The 18,034-nt window shown below is 54.9% G+C and carries 21 protein-coding genes; 3 read left to right on the plus strand and 18 right to left on the minus strand.

Going from position 1 to position 18,034, the window contains the following annotated elements:
- The 9 genes from Q7C21_RS09935 to fkpA form a co-directional block, all read right to left on the minus strand.
- On the minus strand, window positions 1-689 hold a 689-nt coding region (locus Q7C21_RS09935; protein WP_260059390.1), incomplete at its 3' end, for a GTP-binding protein.
- Between the two features lie 68 nt (window positions 690-757).
- Window positions 758-2,872 (minus strand): elongation factor G, encoded by a 2,115-nt coding sequence (gene fusA, locus Q7C21_RS09940; protein ID WP_003852908.1) that lies wholly within the window; start codon window positions 2,870-2,872, stop codon window positions 758-760.
- 87 nt (window positions 2,873-2,959) lie between these two features.
- Complete coding sequence (gene rpsG, locus Q7C21_RS09945) at window positions 2,960-3,430, minus strand: 30S ribosomal protein S7 (protein ID WP_003852909.1); 471 nt, start codon at window positions 3,428-3,430, stop codon at window positions 2,960-2,962.
- Window positions 3,431-3,526: 96 nt separating this feature from the next.
- Window positions 3,527-3,901 carry a 30S ribosomal protein S12 gene (gene rpsL, locus Q7C21_RS09950; protein ID WP_003852912.1) on the minus strand — a complete coding sequence of 125 codons (375 nt, stop codon included), beginning with the start codon at window positions 3,899-3,901 and terminating at the stop codon, window positions 3,527-3,529.
- A 124-nt stretch (window positions 3,902-4,025) separates the two neighbouring features.
- Window positions 4,026-4,313, minus strand: coding sequence for a sulfurtransferase complex subunit TusB (gene tusB, locus Q7C21_RS09955; RefSeq protein WP_003852914.1), 288 nt, complete (start codon window positions 4,311-4,313; stop codon window positions 4,026-4,028).
- A gap of 9 nt (window positions 4,314-4,322) precedes the next feature.
- Complete coding sequence (gene tusC, locus Q7C21_RS09960) at window positions 4,323-4,682, minus strand: sulfurtransferase complex subunit TusC (RefSeq protein WP_008926258.1); 360 nt, start codon at window positions 4,680-4,682, stop codon at window positions 4,323-4,325.
- On the minus strand, window positions 4,682-5,068 hold the full coding sequence (gene tusD / locus Q7C21_RS09965) for a sulfurtransferase complex subunit TusD (RefSeq protein WP_008926259.1): 387 nt from the start codon (window positions 5,066-5,068) through the stop codon (window positions 4,682-4,684). The genes tusC and tusD overlap by 1 nt, the downstream gene beginning before the upstream one ends.
- Window positions 5,068-5,790 (minus strand): transcriptional regulator, encoded by a 723-nt coding sequence (locus tag Q7C21_RS09970; RefSeq protein ID WP_003852919.1) that lies wholly within the window; start codon window positions 5,788-5,790, stop codon window positions 5,068-5,070. The genes tusD and Q7C21_RS09970 overlap by 1 nt, the downstream gene beginning before the upstream one ends.
- A gap of 166 nt (window positions 5,791-5,956) precedes the next feature.
- Window positions 5,957-6,802, minus strand: a complete 846-nt coding sequence (fkpA, locus tag Q7C21_RS09975; RefSeq protein ID WP_375150698.1) for an FKBP-type peptidyl-prolyl cis-trans isomerase — start codon at window positions 6,800-6,802, stop codon at window positions 5,957-5,959.
- A 269-nt stretch (window positions 6,803-7,071) separates the two neighbouring features.
- Between fkpA and Q7C21_RS09980 the strand changes: the two genes are divergently transcribed.
- A complete protein-coding gene (locus tag Q7C21_RS09980; protein WP_003852923.1) occupies window positions 7,072-7,290 on the plus strand; it encodes a SlyX family protein in 219 nt (72 codons plus the stop codon).
- Window positions 7,291-7,385: 95 nt separating this feature from the next.
- Here the strand turns inward: Q7C21_RS09980 and slyD are convergent, their stop codons facing one another.
- The 4 genes from slyD to kefG form a co-directional block, all read right to left on the minus strand.
- Complete coding sequence (gene slyD / locus Q7C21_RS09985) at window positions 7,386-7,952, minus strand: peptidylprolyl isomerase (RefSeq protein ID WP_003852924.1); 567 nt, start codon at window positions 7,950-7,952, stop codon at window positions 7,386-7,388.
- Window positions 7,953-8,149: 197 nt separating this feature from the next.
- Window positions 8,150-8,344, minus strand: a complete 195-nt coding sequence (locus Q7C21_RS09990; RefSeq protein ID WP_003852926.1) for a YheV family putative zinc ribbon protein — start codon at window positions 8,342-8,344, stop codon at window positions 8,150-8,152.
- Between the two features lie 23 nt (window positions 8,345-8,367).
- Window positions 8,368-10,176 (minus strand): glutathione-regulated potassium-efflux system protein KefB, encoded by a 1,809-nt coding sequence (gene kefB / locus Q7C21_RS09995; protein ID WP_003852928.1) that lies wholly within the window; start codon window positions 10,174-10,176, stop codon window positions 8,368-8,370.
- Window positions 10,177-10,728: a glutathione-regulated potassium-efflux system ancillary protein KefG gene (kefG, locus tag Q7C21_RS10000; protein ID WP_003852930.1), complete on the minus strand. Its 552-nt coding sequence runs from the start codon at window positions 10,726-10,728 to the stop codon at window positions 10,177-10,179.
- Window positions 10,729-10,840: 112 nt separating this feature from the next.
- Here kefG and Q7C21_RS10005 point away from each other — a divergent pair, with 112 nt between their 5' ends.
- Entirely contained in the window at window positions 10,841-12,745 is a 1,905-nt protein-coding gene (locus tag Q7C21_RS10005; protein WP_003852931.1) for an ABC transporter ATP-binding protein, read from the plus strand.
- Window positions 12,746-12,775: 30 nt separating this feature from the next.
- Here the strand turns inward: Q7C21_RS10005 and tauD are convergent, their stop codons facing one another.
- Genes tauD through tauA form a run of 4 tightly spaced genes read right to left on the minus strand, consistent with a single transcriptional unit; the run spans window position 12,776 to window position 16,190 of the window.
- Window positions 12,776-13,615 carry a taurine dioxygenase gene (gene tauD / locus Q7C21_RS10010; protein ID WP_003852933.1) on the minus strand — a complete coding sequence of 280 codons (840 nt, stop codon included), beginning with the start codon at window positions 13,613-13,615 and terminating at the stop codon, window positions 12,776-12,778.
- Window positions 13,612-14,439 carry a taurine ABC transporter permease TauC gene (tauC, locus tag Q7C21_RS10015; RefSeq protein ID WP_110410952.1) on the minus strand — a complete coding sequence of 276 codons (828 nt, stop codon included), beginning with the start codon at window positions 14,437-14,439 and terminating at the stop codon, window positions 13,612-13,614. Before tauC ends, tauD begins: the two co-directional genes overlap by 4 nt.
- Window positions 14,436-15,203 (minus strand): taurine ABC transporter ATP-binding subunit, encoded by a 768-nt coding sequence (tauB, locus tag Q7C21_RS10020; RefSeq protein WP_039660809.1) that lies wholly within the window; start codon window positions 15,201-15,203, stop codon window positions 14,436-14,438. Before tauB ends, tauC begins: the two co-directional genes overlap by 4 nt.
- A gap of 9 nt (window positions 15,204-15,212) precedes the next feature.
- A complete protein-coding gene (gene tauA / locus Q7C21_RS10025) occupies window positions 15,213-16,190 on the minus strand; it encodes a taurine ABC transporter substrate-binding protein (protein ID WP_082040849.1) in 978 nt (325 codons plus the stop codon).
- A 236-nt stretch (window positions 16,191-16,426) separates the two neighbouring features.
- On the opposite strand from tauA, the gene Q7C21_RS10030 reads away from it, so the two are divergent.
- Window positions 16,427-17,407 carry a LacI family DNA-binding transcriptional regulator gene (locus tag Q7C21_RS10030; protein WP_105099974.1) on the plus strand — a complete coding sequence of 327 codons (981 nt, stop codon included), beginning with the start codon at window positions 16,427-16,429 and terminating at the stop codon, window positions 17,405-17,407.
- A 1-nt stretch (window position 17,408) separates the two neighbouring features.
- Here Q7C21_RS10030 and Q7C21_RS10035 read toward each other — a convergent pair whose 3' ends face one another.
- Window positions 17,409-18,011: a LysE family translocator gene (locus Q7C21_RS10035; RefSeq protein WP_003852942.1), complete on the minus strand. Its 603-nt coding sequence runs from the start codon at window positions 18,009-18,011 to the stop codon at window positions 17,409-17,411.
- Between the last annotated feature and the right edge of the window lie 23 nt (window positions 18,012-18,034).

Below are 18,034 nucleotides of genomic sequence, written 5' to 3' on the forward strand. Positions count from 1 at the left end.
CCGGTAACAACAGTACCACGGCCAGAGATTGAGAATACGTCTTCGATTGGCAGCAGGAACGGCATATCGATCGCACGCTGTGGTTCTGGGATGTAGTTATCCAGATGCTCAGCCAGTTCGATGATTTTCGCTTCCCACTCAGCTTCGCCTTCCAGCGCTTTCAGAGCAGAACCACGAACGATTGGAGTGTCGTCGCCTGGGAAGTCATATGCTGACAGCAGGTCACGAACTTCCATTTCTACCAGTTCCAGCAGCTCTTCATCATCAACCATGTCACACTTGTTCAGGAACACGATGATGTAAGGAACGCCAACCTGACGACCCAGCAGGATGTGCTCACGGGTCTGTGGCATTGGGCCATCAGTCGCAGCAACAACCAGGATCGCGCCGTCCATCTGCGCAGCACCGGTGATCATGTTTTTCACATAGTCGGCGTGGCCTGGGCAGTCAACGTGCGCATAGTGGCGGGTTGGGGTTTCATACTCAACGTGTGAAGTGTTGATGGTGATACCACGTGCTTTCTCTTCTGGTGCGTTATCGATCTGATCGAATGCACGAGCCTGGCCGCCGTAAGTTTTAGACAGTACGGTGGTGATAGCTGCAGTCAGGGTGGTTTTACCGTGGTCGACGTGACCGATGGTGCCCACGTTTACGTGCAGTTTGTTACGCTGAAATTGCTCTTTCGCCATGGCGATAATTCCTTACGTTGTGCCTTCACCCTTTAGGTGAAGGCATCAGTTCAAATTTAAACCGTAGCTTATTTGCTACGAGCTTCAATAACGGCCTGCGCTACGTTGTTCGGCGCATCGTCATACTTCAGGAACTCCATGGAGTAAGAAGCACGACCTTTGGTCAGAGAACGCAGCTGAGTTGCGTATCCGAACATCTCAGACAACGGAACTTCAGCGTGAATCTGAACGCCAGTAGCGTTAGATTCCTGCCCTTTAAGCATACCACGACGACGGCTAAGGTCACCGATGACATCACCCGTGTTCTCTTCTGGCGTTTCAACTTCAACCTTCATGATAGGCTCAAGCAGGACTGGTGTCGCTTGTTTAAAGCCTTGTTTGAAGGCAATAGACGCGGCCAGTTTGAACGCCAGTTCTGAGGAGTCAACATCGTGGTAAGAACCGAAGTGCAGACGCACGCCCAGATCCACAACCGGATAGCCGGCCAGAGGGCCTGATTTCAGCTGTTCCTGAATACCTTTGTCAACCGCAGGGATGTATTCACCAGGAATCACACCACCTTTGATATCGTTGACGAATTCGTAACCTTTCGGGTTAGAACCTGGCTCCAGTGGGTACATGTCGATAACAACATGACCGTACTGACCACGACCACCAGACTGCTTGGCGTGTTTACCTTCAACATCGGTAACTTTGTTACGAATCGCTTCACGATAAGCAACCTGTGGTTTACCCACGTTCGCTTCAACGTTGAACTCACGCTTCATACGGTCAACGATGATGTCGAGGTGCAATTCACCCATACCAGCGATGATGGTCTGGTTAGATTCTTCATCAGTCCATACGCGGAATGATGGGTCTTCTTTCGCCAGACGGCCCAGAGCCAGACCCATTTTTTCCTGGTCAGCTTTGGTTTTCGGTTCAACGGCGATAGAGATTACCGGCTCCGGGAACTCCATGCGCTCAAGGATGATGACGTTATCTGGGTCACACAGGGTGTCACCAGTGGTCACATCTTTCAGGCCGATCGCAGCTGCGATATCACCCGCACGAACTTCTTTAATCTCTTCACGCTTGTTAGCGTGCATCTGAACGATACGGCCCAGACGCTCACGGTTTGATTTAACCGGGTTGAATACGGTATCACCCGTGTTAACAACACCAGAGTAAACGCGGAAGAACGTCAGGTTACCCACGAATGGGTCGGTAGCGATTTTGAACGCCAGTGCAGCAAACGGCTCGTTGTCATCAGAGTGACGAACAGCCGGCGTGTCTTTACCGTCGTCCAGCATACCGTTAATCGCGGTAACGTCAGTCGGTGCTGGCAGATATTCAACAACTGCATCCAGCATCGCCTGAACACCTTTGTTCTTAAATGCAGAACCACAGGTTACCAGGATGATTTCGTTGTTCAGAACACGCTTACGCAGAGATGTTTTGATCTCTTCTTCAGTCAGTTCTTCACCACCGAAGAATTTCTCCATCAGCTCATCAGAGCCTTCAGCAGCGGCTTCAACCAGCTTCGCATGCCATTCTTCAGCCAGTTCCTGCATATCAGCTGGGATATCTTCGTAGTCGAAGGTTACACCCTGATCTGCGTCGTTCCAGTTGATTGCTTTCATTTTCACCAGGTCAACAACACCGGTGAATTTCTCTTCTGCGCCGATAGCCAGCTGCAGAGGAACTGGAGTTGCGCCCAGACGAACTTCCATCTGTTTAACAACTTTCAGGAAGTTAGCACCCATGCGGTCCATTTTGTTAACGAACGCAATGCGTGGAACTTTATATTTGTTAGCCTGACGCCATACGGTCTCAGACTGTGGCTGAACGCCACCAACTGCACAGTAAACCATTACCGCGCCATCAAGCACACGCATAGAACGTTCAACTTCGATGGTGAAGTCAACGTGTCCTGGGGTGTCGATGATGTTGATGTGGTGTGGTTCGAACTGCTTTGCCATACCAGACCAGTAACAGGTGGTCGCAGCGGAAGTGATGGTAATACCACGTTCCTGTTCCTGCTCCATCCAGTCCATGGTTGCTGCGCCGTCATGTACTTCACCGATTTTGTGGTTTACACCGGTGTAGAACAGAACGCGTTCGGTAGTGGTAGTCTTACCGGCGTCGATGTGCGCACTGATACCGATGTTACGGTAGCGGGCAATGGGTGTTTTACGAGCCATTTGATTCCTCTGATTCTCGGGCGTTCAAGGTAAGTCGACCCCAGCGGGTTGGCTGATTGAGCGCCCGCTGGTTTAACTACGTGGTAATTACCAACGGTAGTGTGCGAACGCCTTGTTGGCTTCTGCCATGCGGTGAACGTCTTCACGTTTCTTCACTGCAGTACCTTTGTTCTCTGCAGCATCAGAAAGTTCGTTCGCCAGGCGAAGAGCCATTGATTTATCACCGCGTTTACGAGCAGCATCTACGATCCAGCGCATTGCCAGAGCATTACGACGAACCGGGCGGACTTCAACTGGTACCTGATAAGTAGAACCACCAACGCGACGTGACTTAACTTCGACAGTCGGACGCACGTTTTCCAGGGCTACTTCAAAAGATTCCAGTGCGTTTTTACCTGAACGCTGAGCCAGGGTCTCGAGCGCGGTATAAACGATTGATTCTGCAGTAGATTTTTTACCATCTACCATCAGGATATTTACAAATTTGGCCAGCAGCTCTGATCCGAACTTAGGATCTGGCAGAATTTTACGCTGACCAATGACGCGACGACGTGGCATGGAAATACTCCGTTGTTAATTCAGGATTGTCCAAAACTCTATGAGTTTATTATGACATTTAATTTAAAACGTTTGGCCTTACTTAACGGAGAACCATTAAGCCTTTGGCTTCTTCACGCCGTACTTGGAGCGAGCCTGCTTACGGTCTTTAACACCTGAGCAGTCAAGCGCGCCACGAACGGTGTGGTAACGCACACCTGGCAGGTCTTTTACACGACCGCCACGGATCAGGATCACGGAGTGTTCCTGCAGGTTATGACCTTCACCACCAATGTAGGAGGTAACTTCAAAACCGTTGGTCAAACGCACACGGCAGACTTTACGCAGTGCGGAGTTTGGTTTCTTAGGAGTGGTGGTGTACACACGAGTACAAACGCCACGTTTTTGCGGGCAAGCTTCCAGCGCCGGCACGTTGCTCTTTGCAACTTTGCGGACGCGTGGTTTGCGAACCAGCTGGTTAACTGTTGCCATTAAATAGCTCCTGGATTTGCTTTTGCTTCGTAAACACGTAATAAATCGCCTCGTAGAATTACGAGGAGGCAGAATTTTAGGGCTGAGTCAAAGGGGTGTCAAGAAATAACCAGGTTTTAGCCGATTACCACACGATTTGTTGCTGATGCCTGATCGTTAGCGTGACAAAGCCATTATAGTCTATTGACTGTACGCTGCTCGAAATTTGTCCAGCGAGACCGCGAGCCTGAACATCTTCGTCCAGCACCCACAGCGTCAGGCCGCTCTCTGAGAGCCGCATTAATGCACGGCTTCCGGTTAAGGCGGCCAGCACTCCATCCTGCAACAGCAGCAGGTCATCTCCGGCGCCCGCCATTAAAAGCAGAGTATCAAGATCACTGTAGGCCGGTGAGTGCATTAAAGTGTGCAGCATTAACGTCTCTTAGAAAGTAAGAATGCGATCGTAGCTGGCCAGCATCTGCCGCAGTGCCGGCGCGTCCAACAGGGTAACATCCAGCAACCGGTCAGCGTCAACCTTTAACCCTCGCGCAATCAGGGAGTCCTGGCAGAGATAGCACTGTTCAATGTCATACAGCGGCAGCACGCCAAAGGTCGCGGCATAGTGACGGCTCTTAATCGTCTCTGGTTGCTGATGAAGATTAAGCTGCAATACGCCATCACCAATAAAAAACAGGCCGATATCGTCACTGAGCGCGCCCGTGGCCAGCGCGGCATCCAGCCCTTCGCGCCCTGCACTGCTGCCGTGCGGCGCACGGGTAAAAACAAATGCGACACGATTCATCAGAACTGCACCATGCGTTCACAGCTCAGCGCGGCTTCCGCCAGCGCACCCAACCCACTCAGGGTAAAACCCGGCTGCAGGTTACTGCCCGCCAACTGGAGCCGGTCCGCTTCCTGCGAATCGCTGACGCCGCGACGCAGCGCGGCCGCGACACAGATGTTCAATGCCACACCGTGCTCCTGATGCAAGGCCTGCCACGCACGTACAAGGTCAAATTCATCACTGGCAGGCGCGGTGAGCTGATTAGCATTCAGCACCCCTTCGCGATAGAAGAACACGCTGTCGAGTTGATGGCCCGCCGTCAGCAGTGCACGGGCGAACAGGTATGCACTGGTCGCCTGTTGCGTCCCATAAGCCGGGCCGGTCACCATCAGGGTGTAGCGCATTACCGATCCTGTCCCACAAAGTCGCCATTTTTAAACTGGCGGATGTAGAGATAGACAGTGTGTTTCGAAATGTTCAGCCGATCCGCAACCTGGTTGATGGCATCTTTGATGTCGAAGATCCCCTTCTCATACAGGTTCAGCACAATCTGACGATTCTTGGCGTTGTTCGATACATTGCGGTCAGCACTCACCTCTTCAATGGTGAACTCCAGCGTCTGCATCACCAGATCATCAACCGAACTGGCGAAGTTGACATTGGAGTCAACCTGCTGCATCTCGGGTGGCATAAAGGTCGACATGATTTGTGAAAACGGCACATCAAGGTTCATGTTGATGCAGAGCAGGCCAATGACCCGTTGCTGACGGTTGCGAATCGCAATGGTGACAGACTTCATCAGCACGCCGCTTTTGGCGCGCGTAAAATAGGCACGGGAGACATTGCTGTCCGCGCCATGCATGTCGTGCAGCATACGCAGGGCTAAATCAGTGATAGGCGAACCGACTTTACGACCGGTGTGTTCTCCATTGGCGATACGTACGGCCGAACACTTAAGATCTTCAAGCGAATGCAGGACAATTTCACAATGCGAGCCGATCAGCATCGCCAGGCCATCCACGACAGCCTCGTACGATTTCAGAATATCGTAATCGGATTGTTCGAACGGGCGCTGCTCCAGAAGATCGAAGTCGCTCAGTTCACCCGGATTGAATGGATTAGACATTGAAGAGTATCACCCTGAATGGCTGGAGCCTGTCACAGCGGCTTATGGGCAGACTCAATATTGGGATAATTAGGCAGGCATTAGTCTGGCAAATGTCGTCGGCTTATGCCAGAGGTTTGTCGTGAAGCTAAAATGAAACCGCCGCACGGAGGCGGCGGTCAGCAGATTACTGCGCTTTTTCTGCCGCAGCAGGCGCAGGCGCCTGTGCTTTTTCATCTGCTTTAGGCGCTGGTTTGATATCAAGCAGTTCAACATCAAATACCAGGGTGGAGTTAGCCGGGATGCCCGGAACGCCATTTTTGCCGTAAGCCAGATTTGGTGGGATCACCAGCTTGATCTTGCCGCCTTTCTTCACATGCTTCAGACCTTCGGTCCAGCCTGGGATAACACCATCCAGACGGAACGAGAGTGGCTCACCACGGGTATAAGAGTTGTCGAATTCAGTACCATCAATCAGCGTACCTTTGTAGTTCACCACTACGGTATCGCTGTCTTTAGGTTCGTCGCCGGTCCCTTCTTTCTCAACTTTATACAGCAGGCCGCTTTCGGTTTTCTTCACGCCGCTCTCTTTAGCAAATTTGGTCGCGAACGCTTCACCCTTTTCAGAGTTCTCTTTCGCATCTTTTTCCATTTTCGCTGAGGCTGCGCCTTTCACGCGGCCTTCAAAGGATTGCAGCGTCTGCTCAATCTCTTCATCAGACAGTTTGCTCTTACCACCAAATGCATCCTGAACACCAGCAATCAGCTGCTGCTTATCCAGTTTGATGCCCAGTTTTTCCTGCTCCTTCAGGGAGTTGTCCATGTAGCGACCCAGTGAAGCACCCAGTGCGTAGGCAGACTGCTGGTCTTCATCTTTGAAAGCAGCATTCTTAGGTGCCTGTGGCGCGGACTGTGGCGCAGCAGCGGGTGCAGCCTGTGGGGCCGCAGCGGTGTCTGCCGCCATTGCCAGCGGAGCATTCAGTGCAACAGCCATGGTGGTAGCTAACAATGTGACTTTAAACAGTGATTTCATCCATTCTCCAAAACCGAAGCGTCTAACCTCGGGAAACATTGCGGACTTCAGGGTCCACACTATAACTTTACGTGGCAGTGGCGAACACTCCCACAATGTAATTACCCGGTCTACCTCCGACCTTTATAACATCGGGAAGTTTCATCAGAGATGATGCCGCGCAGCCTTTTTTCAAGCGCAACGCTGGAGGTAGTGAAAAAAACAGGTGATTCCTGGCATTCAGGTCGTAGAATCACGCCCCGAGTCGCACCTTAACAGAGGAACAGGTCATGCAACAATCTGAGTGGGAACAGCGTCTGGAGACGTTAGAGAGTAAACTGGCCTTTCAGGAGATGACGATCGATCAGCTAAACAGCGCAGTGGTTCAGCATGAGCTTGAGATGAATAAAATGCGTGAACAGATGCGCATTTTGACTGACAAGCTCAAAGCGAATGCGCCCTCGATGGTCGCCTCACAGTCTGAAGAGACGCCACCCCCGCACTACTGATCGCGGGCCATCTGGCCCCGGTTCAGCCGGGCTGAACCAGAGTAACGACCAAAAGAAAGGCCACCCGGAGGTGGCCTTTAAAGGACTGTTGAGACTTAGTGGCTGCAACCGCAACCGCCAGTTCCGCAACCGCCTTTACCGTGATCATGGTCGTGGTCGTGATCATGGCCGTGATCGTGGTCATGATGATGGCCATCTGCACCGTGAACATGGCCATGAGCCAGTTCTTCTGGTGTGGCTTCACGGATAGCAACCACTTCAACGTTGAAGTTCAGGTTCTGACCCGCCAGCATGTGGTTACCATCAACCACGACGTGTTCATCTTCAACTTCAGTGATTTCTACTGGCACCGGACCCTGATCGGTCTCTGCCAGGAAACGCATGCCAACCTGCAGTTCATCAACACCCATGAACACGTCTTTAGGAACGCGCTGCACCAGGTTGTCGTCATACTGACCGTAAGCATCGTTTGCCGGGATATGCACGTCAAACTTGTCGCCGGCAATGTGGTTTTCCAGCGCATTTTCCAGACCAGAAATCAGGGAACCATGACCGTGCAGGTAGTCTAACGGTGCACTCACCGGTGACTCGTCAACTAACACGCCGTCTTCTGTACGTACCTGATAGGCCAGGCTTACCACCAGGTCTTTTGCTACTTTCATGATATCTCCTAACCGTTGAGAGCTGAGATCCCGTCTCATTGGTCTATTCTTGCGTGCAATAACACCAACCAGAAAGGTTCGGGGCTGAGTACAAGAGGGATTTCACATTCTCTTGCGACTTAAGCCTTAATGGCGGTAATTGTAACGGAATTCAATCCCGCTGTAAGTTCAAGCGTAAAAAAAGCTGCCCGATTCCGCTACTCAGGATGGAAAATGCCAATAACCTGTTCATTTGAGCGAACCTGATCGCGCGCCTGCTTATCCGCCTCGCGCATCTGATGACCACACTTCACGCACTCCACCACATCAACATTATTTTCACGCCACATCGCCAGCGTGTCCTTTTCCTGACAGTGCGGGCATGTCGCACCGGCAATAAAACGTTTACGCATTAGCTTCTGCCTGTTTTAAGAGATTATTGGTCATCGTCCCAGCCGTCGAACTGCCGCTTCTCGTGCTGCATTTCGCGCTGGAAGATATCTTCCAGTTCACGCCGTGCTTCACGGACTCGTGAAGCCTGCGCCGCACTTTCAGAGAGATTAGGCATCAGCTCACGCAACATCCGCATATCAAGCCGGCGGAAATGTTGCTGGGCGCGGTGCGCCTGATGCGGATGCATCCCCAGCGTCATCAATGTTTTACGTCCCAGCTCCAGCGCACTGGAGAAGGTCTCACGCGAGAACTGCGTGACGCCTGCCTGTAACAGCTCATGGGCTTCGACGCGGCCACGGGCGCGCGCCTGAATCTGCAGCTGCGGAAAATGCTGCTGGCACAGATGCACGATCGTCATCACATCTTCAGGTTCATTGCAGGTGATGACAATTGACTGCGCGTTGGCTGCACCGGCTGCCCGAAGTAACTCCAGTTCGGTCGCATCGCCGTAATAGACCTTATAGCCATATTTCCGCATCAGACTTACCACACTGATGTCGCGCTCCAGCACGGTGATGCGTTTATTGTTCGCCATCAACAAGCGTCCCACCACCTGACCGAAGCGACCAAAGCCCACCACAATCACCTGTGGCTGATCATCTTCAACAAAGTGTTTTTCTGCATCTTCATCCGTCTCGTTGAAGCGGCGTGCCAGCAGACGATCGACTCCCTTCATCAGCAGCGGCGTGGTCATCATCGACAGCGTCACCGTCACCAGCAGCATCGGCAGTTGCTCGCCTGAGAAGAGCTTTGCCGAGGATGCCGCTGAAAATAGCACAAAGGCGAACTCACCACCCTGACTCAGCACACCCGCGAACTGCTGTCGCTCTGAACTGCGCAGGCCATAAATACGCGCCAGCACATAGAGCACCCCTGTTTTCACCGCCACCAGCGTCACCACACCCAGCAGGATGGTCACAATATGGGTATAGAGCACACCGAGATTGAGCGCCATGCCTACCGAAATAAAGAACAGGCCCAGCAGTAAACCTTTGAACGGGTCGATAGCCACTTCCAGCTCATGGCGGTATTCGCTCTCCGCCAGCAGGATCCCGGCAATAAACGTACCCAGCGCCATCGACAGGCCCAGCGCATCCATAAACAGCGCGGAACCCAGCACCAGCAGCAGCGACGCCGCGGTAAAGACCTCGCGCACGCCCGATGCGGCGATGTAACGGAAGATTGGTCGCAGCAGATAGCGTCCGCCTACCAGCATGCCGGCAAACGCCAGCACTTTCATGCCAACCTTCATCCAGTCGATATGGCCGCTGTCGGTCCCGGCCAGCAGCGGGATCAGCGCCAGGGCAGGAATAACCGCGATATCCTGGAACAGCAGCACCGAAAAGCCCAGCTGACCCGCTTCGCTGCGGTTCATGCCTTTATCCATCATCAGCTGCAGCGCCATGGCGGTCGAGGACATCGCCAGGCCAATCCCACCGATGATCGCCGCCTGCCAGCTAAAATGGGTCAGCCACAATAAGCCGCCGAGAATGGCTGCGGAGAAGATGACCTGCGCCGCGCCGACCCCAAAAATGGAGCGGCGCAGCGCCCACAGCTTTGCCGGGTTCAGCTCCAGCCCGATAATAAACATCAGGAAAACCACGCCGAGCTCAGAGAAGTGAAGAATCTCGTCGACGTCGCTGATAAAACCTAATCCCCACGGGCCGATGGCGATACCCGCCACCAGATAACCCAGAACTGCACCAATACCGAGGCGAGCCGCCACCGGTACAATCAAGACCGCCGCGACCAGATAAATCACCCCCGCGGTCAGCAGCGTTTGCCCTTCCATCTATACCCCTCCATTCAGCAGCGGTGCCGCGAGCCAGTCACCATAAGCGCGGGCGTAATTTTTCAATAATTCAGGACTCTGACGACGTGCCATGTAAACAATCATCGGCGGCATCCAGTGCATACGGCACATCCGGGCGGTCAGCTCAAAAGGCCGCATAATGTCATTGAGCGAATAGCGGTTCAGACCCTGCTGCTTAAAGGCACTTTCCGGTTCGCCGGTCGTCACCACGCTGCGCCAGTATTTACCTTCAAGTGCATTGCCATCCACGCCATTGGCGAAGCCGCGGGACAGAACCCGATCCAGCCACTCTTTCAGCAATGCCGGACAGCTGTAGGTATAGAGCGGATGCTGAAAAATGATCACGTCATGTTCGCGCAGTAACTGTTGTTCATGATGAATATCGATAAAAAAATCCGGATAGGCCGCGTACAGATCGTGCACGGTGACGTGTTCCAGTGCCTGAGCCGGCTGTAACAAAATCCGATTCGCGATCGAATCCTGTGATTCCGGATGAGCATAAAGCAGCAAAACCCTGGGTGGCTGCGACATCCTTTCCCTCCAAAGCGTCGTCATTGGTGCGGTTTTCAGCTACCATGCACGACGCAGCAAAATCTCATTATGTTGCCAGTAAATTAACATATTCTGACGATACGGCGCTTACATGATTGTCTTCTCAGCCTTACAAATTCGCCGCGGCATCCGCGTCCTGCTCGACAATGCCACCGCCACCATTAATCCCGGTCAGAAGGTCGGGCTGGTGGGTAAAAACGGCTGTGGGAAATCCACGCTGCTGTCGCTGTTAAAAGGTGAAATCACCAGCGATGCCGGCACCGTCACGTTCCCCGCTCACTGGGCGCTGGCCTGGGTGAATCAGGAAACGCCAGCGCTGGATAAAGCCGCGCTGGAGTACGTGATTGATGGCGATCGCCAGTTTCGTCAGCTTGAAGCCGAGCTGGCGGACGCCAATCTGCGTGACGATGGCAATGCCATTGCGCTGCTGCATGGCCAGCTGGACGCGGTGCAGGCGTGGAGCATTCATGCGCGCGCCTCAAGCCTGTTGCACGGCCTGGGCTTCAGTCAGGAGCAGTTGCAACGGCCGGTCAGCGACTTTTCTGGTGGCTGGCGCATGCGCCTCAATCTGGCACAGGCGTTGATTTGCCGTTCCGATCTGCTGTTGCTGGATGAACCGACCAACCACCTCGATCTCGATGCGGTGATCTGGCTGGAGCGCTGGCTGAAAAGTTATGAAGGCACACTGATCCTAATCTCGCACGATCGTGACTTCCTCGATCCGGTCATCGACAAAATTATTCATATCGAACAGGAGTCGATGTTCGAATATACCGGCAACTACAGCTCCTTTGAACGGCAGCGCGTCGCCAAGCTGGCTCAGCAGCAGGCGCTGTATGAGAGTCAGCAGGAGAAAGTCGCGCATTTGCACAGCTACATTGATCGCTTCCGCGCCCAGGCGACCAAGGCGAAGCAGGCACAGAGCCGCATCAAGATGCTGGAGCGCATGGAGATGATTGCGCCCGCCCATGTTGATAATCCATTCAGCTTCACCTTCCGCAAGCCGGAAAACCTGCCTAATCCACTGATGAAGATGGAGAAGGTCACCGCAGGTTATGGCGATCGCATCATTCTCGACGCGATCAAGCTCAACCTGGTGCCAGGCTCACGCATCGGCCTGCTGGGACGTAACGGAGCCGGTAAATCCACCCTGATTAAGCTGCTGGCAGGTGAGCTGGAGGCGATGCATGGCAAGATGGGGCTGGCGAAAGGGATCAAGCTTGGTTACTTCGCCCAGCATCAGCTGGAGTACCTGCGGGCCGATGAGTCACCGCTGCAGCATCTGTCGCGCATTGCGCCTGACGTGCTGGAACAGCAGCTGCGCGACTATCTGGGCGGCTTCGATTTCCGCGGCGACAAAGTCACGGAGAACACTGAGCGCTTCTCCGGCGGTGAGAAAGCGCGACTGGTGCTGGCGCTGATTGTCTGGCAACGCCCTAACCTGCTGTTGCTCGATGAACCAACCAACCACCTGGATCTTGATATGCGCCAGGCGCTGACCGAAGCGCTGATCGACTTCGAAGGTGCACTGGTGGTGGTCTCGCATGACCGTCACCTGCTGCGCGCGACCACGGACGATCTCTATCTGGTGCATGATGGCAAAGTGGATGTGTTTGAGGGCGACCTCGAAGATTATCAGCAGTGGCTGAGCGATCTGCAGAAACAGCAGGCGCAACAGGATGCCGCGCCGAAACTGGATAACGGTAACAGCGCCCAGGCGCGTAAAGATCAAAAGCGACGTGATGCCGAACTGCGCACCCAGACCCAGCCGCTGCGCAAAGAGATAGAGAAGCTGGAAAAGCAGATGAGCAAATGGCAGAGCCAGCTGGCCGATGCCGAAGCGCAGCTCGCAGACAGTGCGATTTATGATCAGAGCCGAAAAGCGGACCTGACCACTGCACTCAAGCGGCAGGCGGAAAGTAAATCTGCGCTGGAAGAGGTTGAGATGGCGTGGCTGGAAGCACAGGAACAGCTCGAACAGATTATGGCCTCATAAAAAATCTCCCCGCTTGCGGGGAGATGCTTTTTAACGGGGTTTGTCGCCCAGTACCGTTGCCCGCTGCATGATCCGACGGGCCGGATAATAGTCGGCATTGGCATAATGCTGCGTGACCCGATTATCCCAGATAGCCAGATCGTCTGGCTGCCAGCGCCAGCGCACCTGAAACTCCGGTTTGGTGGCGTGCGCAAACAGGAAGCCCAGCACCGCATCACTCTCCTTCTCGCTTAAATCCAGGATCCGCGTGGTAAAGCCTTCATTCACAAACAGCGCTTTTTTGCCGCTGACCGGATGCGTGCGGATTACCGGATGCTGCACGGGTGGATGTTTTGCCACCGCCTGCTGCCAGCGCAGATGTTCTTCCTCCGTTTTGCGGTACTTATACTCCTGGAATGATTTTTTAAAATCATGCTCGGCGCGGAGACCCTCCAGCAACTGCTTAAAAGGCACTGACAGCGCCTCGTAAGCGGCGATGCCACTGGTCCAAAGCGTGTCACCGCCCGCTTCCGGTAAGACTTTGGAGGCCAGCAGCGCGACAGCCGGCGGTGTTTCGATAAAGGTGACATCGGTGTGCCAGTTGTCATTATCCGGCGGATTATCCTGATGGGTATCGAGCACGATAATCTCTTCGACGCCCTCCGCATGGGGATAGACCGGATGGATATGCAGGTCGCCAAAACGGATCGCCAGTGCGCGATGCTGTTCCGGCGTTATTTTCTGGTCCCGCAGAAACAGCACCTGATGACGCAGCAAGCCATGATACAACTGCTCAAACTGCGCATCACTCAATGGCCGTGAGACATCCAGGTTTGAGACCTGCGCGCCTATGTAAGGGCCAAGCGGGGTAAAACTCAGACGTTCATTCATGATTGTTCTCCACTCCAGGGCGTCAGACGGCGCTGCAACGCACGAAGCCCGAGTTCTAAGCTAAAAGCGATAAAAGCGATCACGGCGATACCCGCCAGCACCACATCGGTGGCGAGGAATTCTCCCGCTGACTGCACCATAAAACCGAGGCCACGCGTGGCGGCAATCAGCTCCGCCGCCACCAGCGTTGACCAGCCCACCCCGAGCCCAATGCGCAGGCCGGTCAGAATCTCCGGCAGCGCGCCCGGCAGAATCACCCAGCGCAGCAGCTGCCAGCGGTTAGCTCCCAGCGAGCGCGCCGCACGAATCCGTACCTGCTGGGTGTTACGCACCCCGGCCAGCGTGGAGAGCGTCACCGGCGCGAAGATGGCCAGGCTGATCAGCAGGATTTTCGACGTCTCACCAATGCCAAACCAGATCACCATCAGCGGCAGATAGGCAAGTGGCGGAATCGGGCGATAAAGCTCAATAAGCGGATCAAGCAGACCGCGAGCTACCGGGCTGAGGCCCATCATAATCCCCACCGGAATGCCGCTGACGGCCGCCGCGGTCAGCGCAATCAGCATCCGCGTCAGGCTGGCGGCCAGATGCTGCCACAGCGTGGCATCCATAAAGCCCTGGGCGCTGGCAATCAGCAGCAGCTTGCTGAACACCTGCTGTGGCGACGGCAGGAACAGCGGAGCAATCAGGCCCAGCGCGGTCACGCCCCACCAGAGCAGCAACAGCAGAGAGAGACTCAGCATGCTCAGCGTGAACGTGGTTGAAAATGGCCAGCGCAAACGACGGCGCACCGGCAGAGACTTGTCGTGGATTAACGCGCTCATGCAAACGCCTCCCGCTGGTCAAATACGCGGCTCAGCACATATTCGCGCTGGGCGATAAACTGCGGATCGGATTTTATGCTGCGGCACGACTCACCTGCGGCAAAGCGCTGACCAAAGCCGGGCCGCAAGCGTTCCACGATGCGGCCGGGTCCTGGCGACAGCAGAATCAGTTCGCTGGCCAGGAAAATAGCCTCTTCTATATCGTGCGTAATCAGCAGGATCTGTTTACCGCTGTCGCGCCACAGCGTCAGCAGCAGGGTCTGCATCTGCTCGCGGGTAAAGGCATCCAGTGCGCCAAATGGCTCGTCAAGCAGCAGCAGTTGCGGATCGGTCGCCAGCGCGCGTGCAATGCCGACCCGCTGCCGCTGACCGCCTGACAACTGCCAGATGGCGCGCTTCTCCGCCCCTTCCAGCCCCACCTGCCTGATGAGCTTCCGTGCGATGGCCTCGCGCGCCGGACGCGACATCCCCGCCAGCTGCAGACCAAAGGCAACGTTATCCAGCACGTTACGCCATGGCAGTAAGCCTTCATGCTGAAACACCACGCCGCGCTCCGCACCAGGCCCCGTCACTGGCTGGTTATCCAGCGTGATGCTGCCCGACTCCACCGGCAGAAATCCGGCAACCAGATTGAGCAGCGTGGTTTTGCCGCAGCCGGAGGGGCCGAGCACCACCAGCAGTTCATGGCTATCCAGCTGCAGATTGATATCCTGCAACACCGGTTGTCCGGCATAACGGGCATGAAGATGAGCGATACGCAGCATCGTGCCTCCTTAGGGTTTAACTAATGGTGCGACGAAACGGGAGGTCACATAGCTGCTGTAGTCGTTATCCGCCTGCGGCACCCGGCCCTGTGCTTTCAGAAACTGCGCAGTATCGACGATCGCTTTATTGACCGGTTTGCCCAGCTGCTCAACCTGCTGCTGCGCCGTGAGGTAGGTATTGCCCTTCACCAGATCCGGCACCTGCGCTTCCGGCACACCGCTAAGGCGGGAGAGTTTGCTGAGATTATCGGGCTGCTTCAGCCAGCTATCGGGGCTGTTAAGATAGGCCTGCTGCGCATCAAGCGCGCTGCGGGCAAATGCGGTCACGATCTCCGGATGCTGCTCAGCGAAATCTTTGCGGACCACCCAGACATCCAGCGTCGGCGATCCCCAGCTCCCCACTGCCGCCGAGTCGGTCAGCACTTTGCCCTGTTTTTCCAGTTCATTCACCGCAGGCGCCCAGACGTAAGCGCCATCAATGTCGCCACGCTGCCACGCCGCGATAATCGCAGGCGGCTGCAGATTAACCAGCTGTACCTGCGACGGCTTGATGCCCCAGTGTTTCAGTGCAGCAAGCAGGCTGTAGTGAGTGGTAGAGATGAACGGCACCGCGATGCGCTTGCCGATGAGATCGTTGGGAGTGATGATGTTCTTCTTTACCACCAGCGCTTCAGAGTTGCCCAGCTGTGAGGCAAGCAGAAACGCTTCGATTGGCAGCTTTTGCGCCGCTGCGACCGCTAACGGACTGGAGCCGATATTGCCAATCTGGACGTCGCCGGACGCCAGCGCGCGCAATACGCCTGCACCGCTGTCAAACTTACGCCAGTCGACGCTGGCCCCGCTCTCTTTGGCAAAACTGCCATCAGCCTGTGCCACTTTCGCCGGTTCGGCAGAGGTCTGGTACGCAACGGTGACATTGACTGCATCAGCCCGAAACGCCAGCAGCGCCATCGCTGCGGCTAAGAAAGTTAAACGTGTTGCTGCCATGATCACTACCCCACCGGTTTTATCGTGGAGGCAGTGTCTCTGCACGCAATAGTTTCATAAAGGAATTAAAAATTATCCCTAATAGAAATAAGTTCTTAGATTACTATCTGCAAAACTAAGCTGAAAATCGCAAATGCTGAAAATAGCTAAAGTAAGCAAAAATGTCAGGCGCTCACATTGTGCCTGTGTTATTGATATGCGTTCCCAATTATTGCCTGTTAAGGTCTTTAAATCCGATGTCGATCGAGAAAGTCGCTCAGCTGGCTGGCGTTTCCAAAGCCACGGTATCGCGGGTTCTCAACGCGCATCCCGGCGTAAAGCCCGATACGCGTGAGAAAGTTCTGGCGGCAATCTCTGCCTGCGACTATCAGCCCAACTTACTGGCACGTCAGCTGCGGACGGCACAAAGCCACATGCTGCTGGTGCTGATCTCGGATATTACCAACCCCTTCTGTTCGCGCGTGGTTCAGGGCATTGAAGCCGAAGCAGAACTGCACGGCTATCACATTCTGCTTTGCAACTCCGCCTCGCAGCTTCAGCGTGAAGCCGCCTATCTTTCGCTGCTGACCGGAAAAGTGGTGGATGGTGTAATAACGATGGATGCCGCATCAGGGTTGCAGGATTTGCAGGCGCTGATCGCCGGGGCGCCCTGGGTGCAATGCTGTGAATTTGATCCGGATATTCCCGCCTCCTCGGTCAGCATTGATCACCTTGAAGCCGCGCGTGACACCATCCATTACCTCGCGGGTAAAGGGCGGAAACGCATTGGGCTGGTCAATGGCGACATGCGTTACCTCTACTCGCATCATCGTGAAAAGGGCTACCGCCAGGCCATTGAGGAGCTGGGCTATGCGTGGTCCGCCGTCTCCTATACCTATGAAATCTCCCCAGAGGCAGGCATTCAGGCGATGAAGGAATTAATGGCATTGCCGGAACCGCCGGATGCGGTGTTTGCGGTTTCAGATGTGCTGGCGATGGGCGTGGTGCATGCGGCGCTGGAAGCGGGTCTGCGCGTGCCGGAAGATCTGGCGGTGGTGGGGTTTGACGGAGTGCCCTTTACCCGCAGCCTGAATCCGCCACTGACTACCATTGAACAGCCGATGAATCAGCTGGGCGCACGCAGCGTACAGCTGCTGCTGCAGAAGATCCGCAACCCGAACGCGCCGGTGATGCGTGAGGTGCTGCCCTGGACGCGCGTTGAACGCGCATCCAGCTGACTCAGTGCCAGATTAATAGCACGCAGGCAGCGGTCAGCAGCCCCATGGCGAGGTTAAATATTCTCCAGGCGCGGCGACTGCGCAGAATGCGACCAATCATCGCGCCAAATCCCATCCAGATGACGCCCGACACCAGATTAACCAGAAACATACCGACGCTTATGGCCATCACGGAATGACGATACGCATCACCGGCCAGACTGAAGCTGGCGACCGCGCCCAGCGCCATCAGCCAGGCTTTGGGGTTGATCAGCTGTAGCAGCCCGCCCTGCCAGAACGGCATTGGCGCATCCGGTGCCTGGTCAGTTTCCAGCTTTGCATAGCTGGCGGTGGCTATCTTCCACGCCAGCCAGAGCAGATAGAGGCTACCGGCGATTTTCAGCATCAGATGCAGCGAGGGATAGAGCAGGATCAAACCGCCTACGCCAAAGGCCACCATCAGCAGCATCACCTGCATGCCGATCATGATGCCGATCATCAGCGGAATCGTGCGCAGAAAGCCAAAATTAGCGCCCGAGGCGGTGAGTAACATATTATTGGGGCCTGGCGTAATGGCCGCGACCCACAGAAATCCCAACATTGATAAGAAAAGACTCAGTTCCATGGCAATCGGGTACTCCTTACCCT

Origin of the sequence: Pantoea sp. ANP04, assembly GCF_041982285.1 — a bacterium.
Classification (GTDB): domain Bacteria; phylum Pseudomonadota; class Gammaproteobacteria; order Enterobacterales; family Enterobacteriaceae; genus Pantoea; species Pantoea eucalypti.

Excerpts from the sequence above, each read along its gene's own strand:
- fusA (WP_003852908.1), bottom strand. The coding sequence starts at position 2,872 with ATGGCTCGTAAAACACCCATTGCCCGCTACCGTAACATCGGTATCAGT.
- rpsG (WP_003852909.1), bottom strand. The coding sequence starts at position 3,430 with ATGCCACGTCGTCGCGTCATTGGTCAGCGTAAAATTCTGCCAGATCCT.
- rpsL (WP_003852912.1), bottom strand. The coding sequence starts at position 3,901 with ATGGCAACAGTTAACCAGCTGGTTCGCAAACCACGCGTCCGCAAAGTT.
- tusB (WP_003852914.1), bottom strand. The coding sequence starts at position 4,313 with ATGCTGCACACTTTAATGCACTCACCGGCCTACAGTGATCTTGATACT.
- tusC (WP_008926258.1), bottom strand. The coding sequence starts at position 4,682 with ATGAATCGTGTCGCATTTGTTTTTACCCGTGCGCCGCACGGCAGCAGT.
- tusD (WP_008926259.1), bottom strand. The coding sequence starts at position 5,068 with ATGCGCTACACCCTGATGGTGACCGGCCCGGCTTATGGGACGCAACAG.
- Q7C21_RS09970 (WP_003852919.1), bottom strand. The coding sequence starts at position 5,790 with ATGTCTAATCCATTCAATCCGGGTGAACTGAGCGACTTCGATCTTCTG.
- fkpA (WP_375150698.1), bottom strand. The coding sequence starts at position 6,802 with ATGAAATCACTGTTTAAAGTCACATTGTTAGCTACCACCATGGCTGTT.
- Q7C21_RS09980 (WP_003852923.1), top strand. The coding sequence starts at position 7,072 with ATGCAACAATCTGAGTGGGAACAGCGTCTGGAGACGTTAGAGAGTAAA.
- slyD (WP_003852924.1), bottom strand. The coding sequence starts at position 7,952 with ATGAAAGTAGCAAAAGACCTGGTGGTAAGCCTGGCCTATCAGGTACGT.
- Q7C21_RS09990 (WP_003852926.1), bottom strand. The coding sequence starts at position 8,344 with ATGCGTAAACGTTTTATTGCCGGTGCGACATGCCCGCACTGTCAGGAA.
- kefB (WP_003852928.1), bottom strand. The coding sequence starts at position 10,176 with ATGGAAGGGCAAACGCTGCTGACCGCGGGGGTGATTTATCTGGTCGCG.
- kefG (WP_003852930.1), bottom strand. The coding sequence starts at position 10,728 with ATGTCGCAGCCACCCAGGGTTTTGCTGCTTTATGCTCATCCGGAATCA.
- Q7C21_RS10005 (WP_003852931.1), top strand. The coding sequence starts at position 10,841 with ATGATTGTCTTCTCAGCCTTACAAATTCGCCGCGGCATCCGCGTCCTG.
- tauD (WP_003852933.1), bottom strand. The coding sequence starts at position 13,615 with ATGAATGAACGTCTGAGTTTTACCCCGCTTGGCCCTTACATAGGCGCG.
- tauC (WP_110410952.1), bottom strand. The coding sequence starts at position 14,439 with ATGAGCGCGTTAATCCACGACAAGTCTCTGCCGGTGCGCCGTCGTTTG.
- tauB (WP_039660809.1), bottom strand. The coding sequence starts at position 15,203 with ATGCTGCGTATCGCTCATCTTCATGCCCGTTATGCCGGACAACCGGTG.
- tauA (WP_082040849.1), bottom strand. The coding sequence starts at position 16,190 with ATGGCAGCAACACGTTTAACTTTCTTAGCCGCAGCGATGGCGCTGCTG.
- Q7C21_RS10030 (WP_105099974.1), top strand. The coding sequence starts at position 16,427 with ATGTCGATCGAGAAAGTCGCTCAGCTGGCTGGCGTTTCCAAAGCCACG.
- Q7C21_RS10035 (WP_003852942.1), bottom strand. The coding sequence starts at position 18,011 with ATGGAACTGAGTCTTTTCTTATCAATGTTGGGATTTCTGTGGGTCGCG.